The sequence below is a fragment of the Mesorhizobium sp. BH1-1-4 genome, assembly GCF_020165665.1.
Lineage (GTDB): Bacteria > Pseudomonadota > Alphaproteobacteria > Rhizobiales > Rhizobiaceae > Mesorhizobium.
The window spans coordinates 207,746-220,631 of sequence record NZ_JAIUIN010000006.1 but is presented as its reverse complement, the minus strand read 5'-3'; the positions used below and the strand labels follow the sequence as shown (position 1 = coordinate 220,631).

General features: G+C 63.1%; 14 protein-coding genes and 1 tRNA gene. 8 read left to right on the top strand and 7 right to left on the bottom strand.

Annotated elements, in window-relative coordinates:
- Positions 1–47: 47 nt before the first annotated feature.
- Together proB and obgE are read right to left on the bottom strand one after the other, a co-directional pair.
- Positions 48–1,169: a glutamate 5-kinase gene (gene proB, locus LB569_RS13875; RefSeq protein ID WP_224692827.1), complete on the bottom strand. Its 1,122-nt coding sequence runs from the start codon at positions 1,167–1,169 to the stop codon at positions 48–50.
- 3 nt (positions 1,170–1,172) lie between these two features.
- Positions 1,173–2,204 (bottom strand): GTPase ObgE, encoded by a 1,032-nt coding sequence (gene obgE, locus LB569_RS13870; RefSeq protein ID WP_224692826.1) that lies wholly within the window; start codon positions 2,202–2,204, stop codon positions 1,173–1,175.
- A gap of 131 nt (positions 2,205–2,335) precedes the next feature.
- Here obgE and LB569_RS13865 point away from each other — a divergent pair, with 131 nt between their 5' ends.
- Positions 2,336–3,205, top strand: coding sequence for an endonuclease/exonuclease/phosphatase family protein (locus tag LB569_RS13865; protein WP_224692825.1), 870 nt, complete (start codon positions 2,336–2,338; stop codon positions 3,203–3,205).
- 186 nt (positions 3,206–3,391) lie between these two features.
- On the opposite strand, the gene LB569_RS13860 is transcribed toward LB569_RS13865, so the two are convergent.
- The 3 genes from LB569_RS13860 to LB569_RS13850 all read right to left on the bottom strand — a co-directional run bounded on the left by LB569_RS13860 (position 3,392) and on the right by LB569_RS13850 (position 5,152).
- Positions 3,392–3,979 carry a GNAT family N-acetyltransferase gene (locus tag LB569_RS13860; RefSeq protein WP_224692824.1) on the bottom strand — a complete coding sequence of 196 codons (588 nt, stop codon included), beginning with the start codon at positions 3,977–3,979 and terminating at the stop codon, positions 3,392–3,394.
- 136 nt (positions 3,980–4,115) lie between these two features.
- Positions 4,116–4,385, bottom strand: a complete 270-nt coding sequence (rpmA, locus tag LB569_RS13855; protein ID WP_095771984.1) for a 50S ribosomal protein L27 — start codon at positions 4,383–4,385, stop codon at positions 4,116–4,118.
- 98 nt (positions 4,386–4,483) lie between these two features.
- Positions 4,484–5,152 (bottom strand): 50S ribosomal protein L21, encoded by a 669-nt coding sequence (locus tag LB569_RS13850; RefSeq protein ID WP_224692823.1) that lies wholly within the window; start codon positions 5,150–5,152, stop codon positions 4,484–4,486.
- Between the two features lie 333 nt (positions 5,153–5,485).
- Here LB569_RS13850 and LB569_RS13845 point away from each other — a divergent pair.
- A tRNA-Ser gene (locus tag LB569_RS13845) sits at positions 5,486–5,575 on the top strand.
- Positions 5,576–5,717: 142 nt separating this feature from the next.
- Here LB569_RS13845 and LB569_RS13840 read toward each other — a convergent pair.
- Entirely contained in the window at positions 5,718–6,623 is a 906-nt protein-coding gene (locus LB569_RS13840) for a LysR family transcriptional regulator (protein ID WP_224692822.1), read from the bottom strand.
- 109 nt (positions 6,624–6,732) lie between these two features.
- Here LB569_RS13840 and LB569_RS13835 point away from each other — a divergent pair, with 109 nt between their 5' ends.
- The 6 genes from LB569_RS13835 (at position 6,733) to LB569_RS13810 (ending at position 10,868) form a co-directional block, all read left to right on the top strand.
- On the top strand, positions 6,733–7,461 hold the full coding sequence (locus LB569_RS13835) for an SDR family oxidoreductase (RefSeq protein WP_140702521.1): 729 nt from the start codon (positions 6,733–6,735) through the stop codon (positions 7,459–7,461).
- Positions 7,461–7,778, top strand: coding sequence for an Atu4866 domain-containing protein (locus LB569_RS13830; RefSeq protein ID WP_224692821.1), 318 nt, complete (start codon positions 7,461–7,463; stop codon positions 7,776–7,778). Before LB569_RS13835 ends, LB569_RS13830 begins: the two co-directional genes overlap by 1 nt.
- 249 nt (positions 7,779–8,027) lie before the next feature.
- Positions 8,028–8,555: a J domain-containing protein gene (locus LB569_RS13825; RefSeq protein ID WP_140702525.1), complete on the top strand. Its 528-nt coding sequence runs from the start codon at positions 8,028–8,030 to the stop codon at positions 8,553–8,555.
- Positions 8,556–8,638: 83 nt separating this feature from the next.
- Complete coding sequence (locus LB569_RS13820; protein WP_140702527.1) at positions 8,639–9,031, top strand: hypothetical protein; 393 nt, start codon at positions 8,639–8,641, stop codon at positions 9,029–9,031.
- A 165-nt stretch (positions 9,032–9,196) separates the two neighbouring features.
- A complete protein-coding gene (locus LB569_RS13815; protein ID WP_140702529.1) occupies positions 9,197–9,523 on the top strand; it encodes a low affinity iron permease family protein in 327 nt (108 codons plus the stop codon).
- Between the two features lies 1 nt (position 9,524).
- Complete coding sequence (locus tag LB569_RS13810) at positions 9,525–10,868, top strand: phospholipase D-like domain-containing protein (RefSeq protein WP_224692820.1); 1,344 nt, start codon at positions 9,525–9,527, stop codon at positions 10,866–10,868.
- A 74-nt stretch (positions 10,869–10,942) separates the two neighbouring features.
- Here LB569_RS13810 and recQ read toward each other — a convergent pair whose 3' ends face one another.
- The gene (gene recQ, locus LB569_RS13805; RefSeq protein ID WP_224692819.1) at positions 10,943–12,778 is read right to left on the bottom strand and encodes a DNA helicase RecQ; all 1,836 of its coding nucleotides are present in this window, start codon (positions 12,776–12,778) and stop codon (positions 10,943–10,945) included.
- Between the last annotated feature and the right edge of the window lie 108 nt (positions 12,779–12,886).

Here is a 12,886-nt window from a genome sequence, read left to right as displayed (position 1 = left end):
CCAAATGGCCGCCCAGCCCTGACAAGTAACGCGTCTGGAGCCTTGCCTCAGCCGGCCGCGCCGCTCACCACAAGATCGTCGCGGTGGATCATCGCCGAGCGCGCCTCGTAACCGAGCACCGTCTCGATCTCGGTCGTCTTCAGGCCTGCGATCCTGACGGCATCAGCGGCATCATAGGCAACCAGCCCGCGCGCGATCTCGCGGCCCTCGGGCGACAGGATCGCCACCGTGTCACCGCGCGAGAAATTGCCGCTGACCAGTTTGACGCCGGCCGGCAGCAGCGATTTGCCCGACAAGAGCGCGCCGATGGCGCCGACATCGACGGTCAGCCGCCCGGCCGGTTCGAGCTGGCCGGCGATCCAGGTCTTGTAGCCCTTTACCGGATTGGCGCTGGGCTTGAAGAACGTCGCGCGCTCGCCGCGCTCGATCGCCATCAGCGGCGACAGCCTAGTGCCCGACGTGATGATCATAGCGGTGCCCGCTGCATTGGCGATCTTGCCGGCATCGAGTTTTGTCCGCATCCCGCCGCGCGACAGCTCGGAAGCGGCCGCACCCGCCATCGCCTCGATGTCAGGCGTGATGCGGTCGACCACCGGAATGAACTTGGCCTGCGGATCGCGCGCCGGCGGCGCGGTGTAGAGCCCGTCAATGTCGGACAGCAGCACCAGCAGATCGGCGCCCATCATCGTCGCCACCCGCGCGGCCAGCCGGTCGTTGTCGCCATAGCGGATTTCGGAGGTCGCTACCGTGTCGTTCTCGTTGATGACCGGCACGGCCTTCATCTTGAGCAGCGTCGAGATCGTCGCGCGCGCGTTGAGGTAGCGGCGCCGCTCCTCGGTGTCGCCGAGCGTCAAAAGGATCTGGCCCGACTTCAGGGCACCTTTGCCGAGTGCGTCCGACCAGGCGCCGGCCAGCGCAATCTGGCCGACGGCGGCCGCAGCCTGGCTTTCCTCGAGCTTCAACGCCCTCTTGCCGAGGCCAAGAATGGTCCGGCCAAGCGCGATGGCGCCCGACGACACGACGAGGATCTCGGCACCGCCATTGGCGAGCACGGCGATATCGTCGGCGAGCGAGGCCAGCCAGTCGCGCTTCAGGCCGCTCGTGCGGTCGACGAGCAGCGCCGAGCCGATCTTGACTGTGATGCGCCGGTATTTCCTGAGCGACTGCATGGCCTACTTTTCCCAGCGCGTCTCGACCGGGGTGGCAATTTGCGCGCGGGCTTCGGCGATCACCGCCATAAGCGCGCGCTGCACCGCCTCGACGCCCTCGCCGGTGACGGCCGACAGCAGCATCGGCGCACGCCCGGCGGCGCGTTTGAGCGAAGCGACCTTCTTCTTGCGTGCGTCGGCGTCGAGCGTATCGACCTGGGAAAGCGCCAGGATCTCGGCCTTGTCGGTCAGGCCGTGGCCATAGGCTTCGAGTTCGCCGCGCACGGTCTTGTAGGCCTTGCCGGGATTTTCCTCCTGCGCCGAAACCAGATGCAGCAGCACACGCGTGCGCTCGACATGGCCGAGGAAGCGGTCGCCGATGCCGACGCCTTCATGCGCGCCTTCGATAAGGCCGGGAATGTCGGCGATGACGAACTCGCGCGCATCGATGCGCGCGACTCCCAAGCCTGGATGCAGCGTGGTGAAGGGATAGTCGGCGATCTTCGGCTTGGCGGCGGTGACGGCGGCGAGAAAGGTCGATTTGCCGGCATTGGGCAGCCCGACCAGCCCGGCATCGGCGATCAGCTTCAGCCTGAGCCAGATGTTGAGCTCCTCGCCGGGTTGACCCGGATTGGCGCGGCGCGGCGCCTGGTTGGTCGAGGTCTTGAAATGCTGGTTGCCGAAGCCGCCATTGCCGCCCTTGGCCAGCAGAAACCGCTGGCCGACCACGGTCATGTCGCAGATCATCGTTTCATTGTCTTCCTCGAAGACCTGCGTTCCGGCCGGCACTTTCAGCGTGACATCGGCGCCCTTGGCGCCGGTCATGTTGCGGCCCATGCCATGGACGCCGGTCTTGGCCTTGAAATGCTGCTGGTAGCGATAGTCGATCAGCGTGTTCAGCCCGTTGACCGCTTCCAGCCAGACATCGCCGCCACGGCCGCCATCGCCGCCATCCGGCCCGCCGAACTCGATGAATTTTTCGCGCCGGAACGACACCGAACCGGCGCCGCCGTCGCCGGAGCGGACATAGACCTTGGCTTGATCGAGAAATTTCATTGGATCGCAGTTTCTTTTATTGGCCTTGCGGCATTGCTCTAAACCTTGGGCCTTGCTCTAAACCAAGGCGCGGCCAAGGGCGAGGCCGTTTTATGACGATGGCCGCGTGGGTTGATCGGAAAGACTGCTGCATGAAGCTTGTAACCTACAACATTCAATACGGCATCGGCCTCGATGGACGCTACGATGTCGGGCGTATTGCCGACGCCGTGCGCGGCGCCGATGTGATCGCCCTGCAGGAGGTCACCCGCAACAATCCCAGGAATGGCAGCCGCGACATGGTCGCCGAGATCGGCGAGGCACTGCCCGATTATTTCGCCGTCTATGGCAGCAATTTCGAGGCCAATATCGGCTCGCGCATCGAGGACGGCCGCGCCATCACCACGACCTTCCAGCTCGGCAACATGGTCTTGTCGAAGACGCCCATTCATCTGTCGCGCAACCTGCTTCTGCCGCGCAGCCGCAGCTTCGAGATGATGAACTTCCAGCGCGGCGCGCTGGAAGCGCTTATCGAGACGCCGCTTGGTTTCATCCGCTTCTATTCCATCCATCTCGATCACCGCAGCCCGGTCGAGCGCGCCAGCCAGATCCAGTTCCTGCGCCAGCGCCTGTTGAATTACGCGCTCGAAGGCGGTGCGCTCTCCGGCGTCGCCGAGATCGGCCTGCCGGAACTGCCGCATCCGGAAGCCTTTGTCGGCATGGGCGATTTCAACATGCTGGCCGGCTCGCCCGAATATGTCGAACTTGCCGGCCGGCCGGACCATGAATTCGGCATGCCGCTGACCGCCGACTTCGCCGTCGACGCCGCCGTGCGCCTCAATATCGCCGGCGACGATCTCGTCAGCTTGGTCGACCCCAAGGACCCAACCAACGCCAGCCGCCACAAGCGCATCGACTACGTCTTCACCAGCGCCTCGCTTGCCCGCTCGCTGAAGCGCCTGTGGGTCGACCGGAAGGCAACCGGCTCGGACCACCTGCCCGTGTGGGTCGAACTGGGCTGACCATAGATCCAGCCCGAATCTGATTACCCTTTCACGCCCAGCGCCTAGGTGGGCCGAGATTCAGGTCAGGCCGAGCCGAGAATGGTGGCTTCCGAGAACCGGAGCGGAGCGGACATCAAGTCCGTGAGCACCGGAAGCGCAGGAAGCCGCCATTCGCAGGCCGGCATGACCTGAATATCGACGCACCTAGAAGTGGACCCAGTTCCGCAGGCTGGTCCAGGTCTTCCTGTCGAGCCGGTATCGCTCGACCGGCACCTGGCCTGCGACGATGGAGTTCAGCATGCCCTGGCCGGCATACTGGAAGCCGCACTTGTGGATCACCCGGCGCGAGGCCGGATTGATGACCCGGGTCGAGGCATGCAGCACCTGGATCGACGTCTTCTGGAAGGCGAGGTCGACCAGCGCATGGGCGGCTTCGGTCGCATAGCCGCGCTTCCAGTGGGGTTCGCCGATCCAGTAGCCGAGTTCCAGCCCGCGATCGGTGGTGTTCAAGCCCGCGCAGCCGACAAAGGTGTCGGTGCCGGCCAGCGTCAGCGCGTAGGCGATGCCGGCGCGGCGCGACTTGGTCATGGCCAGGAAGGCACGCCCCTCGGCCTCGCCATAGGGGTGCGGCATGCGCGCCAGCATTTCGGCGACGTGGCGGTTGTCGGCAAGCTCGACCAGTTGCGTGAGATCCCGCTCATCGGGAGCGCGCATCACCAGCCGCTCGGTGACCAGCACCGGGCAGTCTATCGCGTAATTTTCGTCTTCACTGTCTTCCGCTTCGGCAACCATTTCAAAGTCCTCCAGGCACAAGAAAAAGGGGAGATGGAAACCCATCTCCCCTGATCCTTTTCCTGGCTTTGCCAAACCTTATGGCTTCCAGACACCGGTTCCCGAGATGGGCGCCGGTGTTCTAGTGCGGAACCGGCTACTCCGCGGCTTTGGCAATCGGGTTGACCGATACGTAGGTTCGGCCGTTGGCTTTTTTGTTGAACGTCACGGCGCCGGATTCGAGCGCGAAAAGGGTATGGTCCGTGCCCATGCCGACGTTGACGCCGGGATGCCAGGTCGTGCCGCGTTGACGAATGATGATGTTGCCCGGGATGACGGCTTCGCCGCCGAACTTCTTCACGCCCAGACGCTTGGAATGCGAGTCGCGACCGTTGCGCGACGAGCCGCCAGCTTTCTTGTGTGCCATCTAACTAACTCCGTTGCGCCGCAAGGCGCCTAAAAGGCCTTATGAACGCGTTCGCGTTCCGTTTCAAGTCCGATCCGGCTGATGTTTCGCCGGAAAAATTACTTCTTCGCCAGTTCCTTGGCCTGTTCGCGCCAGTCCTTGATCTGGTCGGCGCTGAACGGCATGTGCTCGTCGATCTTGACGACATCCTTGTCGCTGAGCTTGGCGAGCTGCGCGAAGGTGATGATGCCCTGCTCGGCGAGATCCTTGGCGGCGGCCGGGCCGATGCCCTTGATCACGGTCAAATCGTCCGGCTCGCCCTTCGGCGCCTTGAACAGCGGCGCGGCGACGGCCTCGACCTTCGCTTCTTCCTTGGGGGCGTCCTTCTTGGCCTTGGCTTCCTTCGGCGCCGCGTCGGCGGCGACCTCTGCCTTGGCTTCCGCCTTCACGGCGGCCTTCTTGGCGGGCTTGGCGCCACCCAGCAGGATCTCGGAGATCCGCACGGTGGTCAGCAACTGGCGGTGGCCGATCTTGCGGCGCGAATTCTGGCGGCGGCGCTTCTTGAAAGCGATGACCGTGCGGTTCTTGCCCTGCTCGACGACTTCAGCGGTGACCAGAGCACCATCGACGAACGGCGCGCCGAACGTGACGTTCTCGCCCTCGCCATGCGCGAGCACGTGGCCGATTTCGACGATATCGCCGACATTGGCTTCGACTTTTTCGATCTTCAGGAGATCGTTGGCGGCAACGCGATACTGCTTACCGCCCGTTTTAATGACTGCGAACATTTTTTGCCTTTCGCTGTTCGGTCGGCCTTGATGAACCGCCTCTGGCGGTTCGGCCGTCTTTTTGTCAGTCTGCGGGTTCAAAAAACAAGCGGCGCGGAAGAACCCTCCACGCCGATTGCGCGCTGTCCCTAACCGAAGGTTGAGTGGGAGTCAAGGCAAACGGGCCGATTCCTTGCCTTGGTGGACCAGTTGTCGTTGCCTGCCGGGGATGGGTGACCTCGATCCAGGCAAGGCCCGGGACAGCGAGCTGAATTTCCGGCGGATTTGGCCTTGTAACCTGCCCGATCAGCCGTTATCTAGTGCGCCGCGCCGGCAACGGCGGACCATGACCGCGGAGAGGTGGCAGAGTGGTCGAATGCACCGCACTCGAAATGCGGCATGGGTGCAAGCCCATCGGGGGTTCGAATCCCTCCCTCTCCGCCATCCTGCGCCCTGCGGGCTTCGGGTGGCAGGCCACCCGGAGCCGCAATCGGGTGTAGACCAATACGCGGCAGCTTGAGCGATATTTCAAAACCGGATCAGGCAAGGCCTTCGCGAACAAGCGTTTTTGGCCAACAGAGCCGAACTAACGGCGATCTTGCCACTTATACTGCTTCACGTACTCGACCAGCGCGCGCAGCTTTGGCGCGGCGTTCCTTCGGCTTGGATAATAGAGATAGAATCCGGCGAAGCGTGGGCTGTAGTCCTCCAGAAGCACGACCAGTTCCCCGCGCTCGACGAAGGGACGAAAACTCTCTTCCATGCCGAAGGTGATGCCGGCGCCAGCGACCGCCAGCTTGATCATCAGTGCCATGTCGTTGGTGGTGATTTCCGGCGCGACCGTGACGCGAAATTCCTTGCCATCCTCGGCGAATTCCCAGCGGTAGGGAGCCGACCTGGGTGAAGGTCGCCAGCCGATGCAGCGATGTCCGGCAAGATCGGCGGGATGCAAGGGAATGCCGGAACGGTCCCTATAGGCAGGGGAACAGACCGTCAGTTGCCGCTCGTCACCCGCGACAGGCACCGCGATCATGTCCTGTTCGATGACCTCTCCCAGCCGGACGCCGGCATCATAGCCCTCGGCGACGATGTCGAACTCCTCGTCGGTCACCGTGATGTCGAGCTGGATTTCCGGATTGGCCTGGGCGAAGCCGGCGAGAAACGGCCCGGACAGGAACCGTTCGGCGATCGAGGACACCGCCAGCCGCAACAGCCCGCGCGGCCGGTCGCGCCACTGCTCGGTCTGGCTGAGCGCCGAGCGCAAGCCGGCAATGGCCGGCGCCACGTCCTCATACAGTTGCTCGCCGGCCTCGGTCAGGCTGACGCTGCGCGTCGTTCGCCGCACCAGTGCGATGCCGAGGCTCTCCTCCAGCCGCCGGATCGTCTGGCTGACGGCGGACCGGCTAACGCCCAGCCGTTCGCCCGCCGCGCGGAAGCTCCGCTCCTCGGCGACCAGCGCGAACACCGAAAGCATGTTGAGGTCGTGCGACATTGGTTAGCTGAACTTTCCATCTTGGCAAGAATTAGACGCCTTATCGCGACAATGGCCGGAACATACATTCCTGACAATCTTGATCACATGGAAGACGAAAGGATTAGCGATGTCCCTCGACAAGGTCGTTCTCATCACCGGAGCCTCGAGCGGCATCGGCGCCGGCATTGCCCGCGAACTTGGCGCCGCCGGCGCCAGATTGATGCTGGGTGCACGCCGCACCGACAGGCTGGAAATTCTGGCGCACGAGATCCGGGAGAAAGGCGGCGAGGCGATGGCGCACAGGCTCGACGTGACCGACCGGGCCGATGTCGCCGCCTTCGCGGAAGCCGCGCGCCAGGCCTGGGGTCGGATCGACGTGATGGTCAACAATGCCGGCATCATGCCGCTGTCGCTGATGGCATCGATGAAGGTCGACGAATGGGACCGCATGGTCGATGTCAACATCAAGGGGGTCCTGCATGGCATCGCCGCCGTGCTACCGCAAATGACGGCGCGGGGAACGGGTCACATCATCAACATCGCCTCGATCGGCGCCCTCTCCGTCTCGCCGACGGCCGCCGTCTATTGCGCCACCAAACATGCGGTGCGGGCGATCTCCGACGGTCTCCGGCAGGAGCGGGACGATATTCGGGTCACTTGCATTCATCCCGGCGTGGTCGAAAGCGAGCTGGCCAGCACGATTACCGATCCCGCCGCCATCGATGCAATGAGGACATATCGCGCCATAGCACTTCAGCCGGATGCCATCGGCCGGGCGGTACGCTTCGCCATCGAGCAGCCCGACGACGTCGATGTCAACGAGATCGTCGTGCGTCCGACACGGGCGGCGCACTGATGCGCGGGCTGGCCGTGGCCGCATCGCTCGTTGCGATATCAGCCGGATTTGCCATTGCAAAGGACATGACGATGAATAGCCAGACTCACGAATATACCGGCCTCTGGGTGACCGGAGACGGCCACATACGCCACCAGCTCCTGCCGAACGGCCGTTATGTCGAGGCCAGGGGAACGCGCGAAAAGGCCTATCAGGGGCGCTACCTCGTCACGGGCAATCACATCGACTATTGGGACGACACCGGCTTCACCGCCGATGGAGAGTTCATCCAAGACGTGCTGCATCATGCCGGAATGGTTCTGCGCCGGCGAAAATGAAGTACTGGCGACCGGCCGAGCATGCCTATCCGAGAGGAGGTGCATACGCTCGAAAATTTCAGGGACCAAAGTCCGTGGCGCAAGTGGCAAAGGTCCGACGTTTTCACTTACGTTCCGTGCTTGTCCTTAAGGCGTTCTTAGATTAGCAAAACATGATGTATGGCTTATTGTCGGTGGCGGGGTCATAGCCGAGAATGGCAGCGGCACCGCCTGAAATCATTGCCCGGCATGTCGCGGGGAAGCACGATTATGTTCATCGACTACTACGAAGTGCTGGAAGTCAGCCCGAACGCCAATTCCGAAACGATAGAACGGATATTTCGTCATCTTGCCATGCGCTACCACCCCGACAATCGGGACAGTGGCGACGAGTCACGCTTCAGCGAAGTCGTGGAGGCCCATAATACGCTCAAGGACCCGGTCAAACGCGCGCAATACGATATCCAGTATAAAGACCATTCGGCGCTTCGCCTCGAACTGACCGGGGAAGCCAGTGATACCAAGGGCTTTGCGCGGGACGCCGGTGTCCAGGCCAAACTGCTCTCGCTTCTCTACGTAAAACGCCGACAAGACGTCAACAACGCGGGCATTGGCGATGTGGAGCTCGAACGATTGTCGGGCTGCCCGCGTGAACACCTGGAGTTTCATCTCTGGTATCTAAAGGCAAAGGGCTGGATAGGAAGAATCGAAAACGGGACGCTCGCCATCACCGTCGAGGGGATCGATCGCGCCAACTCGGAACATCGGCGTGAAGGCACGACCAGACTGCTGGAATGAGGCTCGCCGGTGGTTTGGTCGACCGCTCCTCAGATTTACAAAGGCCGCCCATTGGCCCGGCGTCATCGCCGAAGGGCGATGACATGCGCGCGGCGGAATCCGACCCGCTTTTCGCGGCTCGGAAATTTGACGGCGATGCCGAGGAACCAAAGCATGGTCGCTCAAGTTCGATATCCGTTTCCACGGAGATCGAGTTCAGCATGCAAGGTCGAGGGCCAATCAAAGCAGCACTTCGAGCACAGGCCGATGAGGTCCGCATCCACATTGGCGTCCTCCAGCAGGAGCTGACCACCAACCGCAAAAGCATAGTTGGCACATTGCGGCTGGGGTACGAGATAAAGTCGAGGAAAGTTCTGCTGGGGCGTCTGGAAAGGGTATTGGCGCAGTACGCGCCGGGCTGCCTGCGTGACGAGGTCGCAGCGCTGGGGCGCTCCGAGAAAGGCCCCCGATCGCAAGGCTCTCAGTGCAGCTTCTGACTTCAGCCATTCGACGCCCAACCCAGACGGTGGTCAGGGCCTGACGGCGCTCCCCGCAGTCAACTGTGCTGCACGGGCGACCTTCGCCGACAAGCCGCTGTTGCGCGGGCAGCCTTCGCCGACAGGCCGCGCGGGAACCTGCGTTACGGTCGAAAGTTCCTGCTCATGGCAAATCACCCCATTACCGGCGCGCTCACCTCGATCGGCACGTGGACGTCCCGTCCAGCAGCATTCCTGGTGCTGCTGGCCTATGCGATCTTCTGGATAATTTTCGATCGGCAAAGCTTGAACTGGCATGGTGCGGCCACACTCCTCACCTGGGCCATGACGCTGTTCATTCAGCGCGCGGAGCATCGCGATACCCAGGCCATTCATGCCAAGTTGGACGAAATGTTGAGATCGAACAGTTCGGCTTCGACCATCACCCGTATCGATGATGAAGAGCCCGAGGACATCGAAGAACAACGCAACCGCAAGCAGCAGGGCGACTGAGATGCGCGCTGCCGGTTTCGTGGCGTTGCTGACAGGCGCGAAGCAGATCGGGCGGCGTCGAAAATTCAGCCCGCTGCTCAGGGGACTGAGCTATCTGGCCGTTGCGGTCGTCGCGGGGCTGGCGACGTTGGCAGCCATAAACCTGACCCCTGAACCGCGGGTTTTGCGGACGATCGTCCCGCATCGTTTCGATGCATCGGACCCCCAGTTCGCCAGGTCGATGAGCAGCTACTCGCTGGGACAGATGTCCGACGCGAACGCGGTGCAAACCCTCGTGAACGGCGACGAGATTTTTCCTTCGATGCTCCAGGCGATCGGCGCGGCCCGGTCCTCGATCGATTTTGAGACTTATATCTATTGGTCCGGGGCAGTCGGATATGAGTTCGCACAAGCCTTGGCGGGCAAGGCGCGTCAAGGGGTCGAGGTCCGGGTGCTCGTCGACTGGGTCGGCAGCCTGCCTTTCGATGAAGACCTGATCCACATCATGACAAGCGCCGGCGTGAGATTCCAGCGCTACCGGCCCATCCATTGGTATACGTTGGACCGTGTGAACAACCGGACCCATCGCAAGCTGCTCGTTGTTGACGGACGGGTGGCTTTCACGGGTGGGGTGGGCATCGCGGACAATTGGCGTGGAAACGCTCGCAACCCGGATGAATGGCGCGATACGCACTACCGGATCGAAGGGCCCACCGTGCCTGCTTTCCAGGCAGCATTTGCCGAAAACTGGCTGGAAACGACCGGTGAGACGTTGCAAGGCCAGAAGTTCTATCCTCCGCCCGAATCCGCGGGAGCGCTCGGCGCCCAACTGATACTTTCTTCCCAGCCAAATGGCTCGGAAACCATGGAACTGATGATGCTGGCCGCGATAGCCGCCGCCAAGGATCACCTACGAATCGGAATGGCGTATTTCGTGCCCGACGACATCGCGCTCCAGCAGATCCTGGATGCCAGGAAGCGAGGCGTGTCGGTTGATGTGATCGTTCCCAATGCGCTGACTGACGTGCCTCTGGTTCGAAAAGGCTCGCGCTATTTCTGGGGCGACTTGCTTAGGGCGGGTGTGCGCATCTACGAGTTTCAGCCCACGATGTATCATCCCAAGCTGCTGATCGTCGACGACGTCTGGGCGAGCTTTGGTTCCACCAATCTGGACGAACGCTCCTTGCGGTTGAACGACGAAGCCAGTCTGAACGTCTACGGCAGGGATTTCGCAAACACGCAGATCGATTTGTTCAACCAGGATCTTGGGCGGTCGCGGCAGATCACTCTGGCCGAATGGGAAGCGCGTCCCCTGCGCGAAAAGATTTCTGACTGGCTGGCCAGCAGGCTGCGCTCCCAGCTTTGATGTCTCGGCTCTCCTCGCTCGTTCGGAGCAGTCAGATCAACACTACGGCTTGAGCCCGGGCTCGCATCGGGTCTTCAAGCAGCCTCATGCGCCGTGATCGCGGCGAGAAAAACCGCACCGAATTCCTTGAGCTTCGCCGCACCCACGCCATTCACTTCGGCGAAGGCATCGAGGTCGAGCGGGCGGCGGTCGGCCATGTCGATCAGCGTGCGGTCGGAAAACACCACATAGGCCGGCACCTGGCGCTCCTTGGCCAGCCGCAGCCGCAGCGTCTTGAGCGCCGCCAGCAGCGAGGCATCCACACCCTCGGCGCCGGCGGCGGAGCCTTCCCCGGAACGCTTCCTGCCGCGCGCCAGAGGGTCGCGGTTCTCGACGCGATACCGGAATTCACCCTCGCCACGGCCGAGCGCGCGGCCGCTCTCCGAGATGGCGAGGCCGCCATGGCCCTCGGGATCCGGAATCAGGAACCCGCCGGCGACCAGTTGCCGGATCAGTGACAACCACACGGTCTTCCGGTGCGCGGCACCGGTGCCAAAACTGCTCAGCGTCTGATGGCCCCGCGCCAGCACCTTCTCGGTCTCGTGGCCAAGCAGGATATCGATGACATGGGCGGCGCCAAAGCGTTCGCCGCTCTGCGCGACCGCCGCGAGGATTTTCCGCGCCTCGGCACTGCCATCGGCGCGCGGCGCCTGATCGAGGCAATTGTCGCAATTGCCGCAAGGTTCGGCCTCTTCGCCGAAATAGCCGAGCAGCACCTGGCGCCGGCATTGCGCCGTCTCGCAATAGCCGATCAGCGTGTCGAGCCGGCGATGCGACCGTCTCTTGTGCTCGGGCGCGGCGTCCTCGTCGTCGATGAACAGCCGCCGCATGCGGATGTCGCCAAGGCCGTAAAGCATATGCGCCTCGGCCTCGCGCCCGTCGCGGCCGGCACGACCGATTTCCTGATAATAGGCTTCCAGGCTGCCCGGCATATCAGTGTGGAAGACATAGGCGACGTCGGGCTTGTCGATGCCCATGCCGAAGGCGATGGTCGCCACCATGACGACGCCGGACAAGGTCATGAAGGCGTTTTGATTGGCCTCGCGCGCCTCCTTGCTCATGCCGGCATGATAGGCGAGCGCTCTGACGCCGTTCTTCTCGAGGAAGCCTGCCATCTCCTCGGTCCTCTTGCGCGACAGGCAATAGACGATGCCGCTTTTGCCCGCGTGACGCTCGATGAACCGCAGCAATTGCCGCTTGCTGTCCTGCTTGGACTCGATCGCCAGCTTGATGTTGGGGCGGTCGAAACCCAGCACCAGCGTTTCGACGCGCTCGGCGAACAGCCGGGCGGCGATGTCGGTGCGCGTGCTCTCATCGGCCGTCGCCGTCACCGCGATGATCGGCACGTTGGCGAAGATGCCGCGCAACCGCGACAGGTCCTCATATTCGGGCCGGAACGCCGGACCCCATTGCGAAATGCAATGCGCCTCGTCGATGGCGATCAGGCTGACGTCGAGCCTGGAGAGCGCCTCCAGCATGCGCTCGGTCATCAGCCGCTCCGGCGCCAGGTAGAGCAGCCGCGTCTGGCCCGACGCCACGAGGCGCCATGCAGCGACATTGGCCTCGCGGTCGAGCGCGGAATTGATCGTATCGGCCGCCACGCCGGCAAGCCGCAGCGCCGCGACCTGGTCCTGCATCAGCGCCACCAGCGGCGACACGACGAGGGTGAGCCCGCCCAGGACCAGCGCCGGGACCTGGTAGCAGAGCGATTTTCCGGCCCCCGTCGGCATGACAGCCAGCACATGGCGCCCATTGAGCAGCGCGTCCATGACGTCGGCCTGGCCAGGGCGGAAATCGTCGAAGCCGAACACATCCTTCAGGACGCGCCGCTTGGGATCCTCCGCCCTCATGCCCGCCGCCTGCACCGGCATCAGGCGGCCACCTGGCGGCAAGCGATTTTTCGCGTACGGGAGAGATCGGGCAAGACGGTCAAGGGCGACTCCTTGTGGGGCCTTGGAGTAGCCCACCGCTCATTCCAT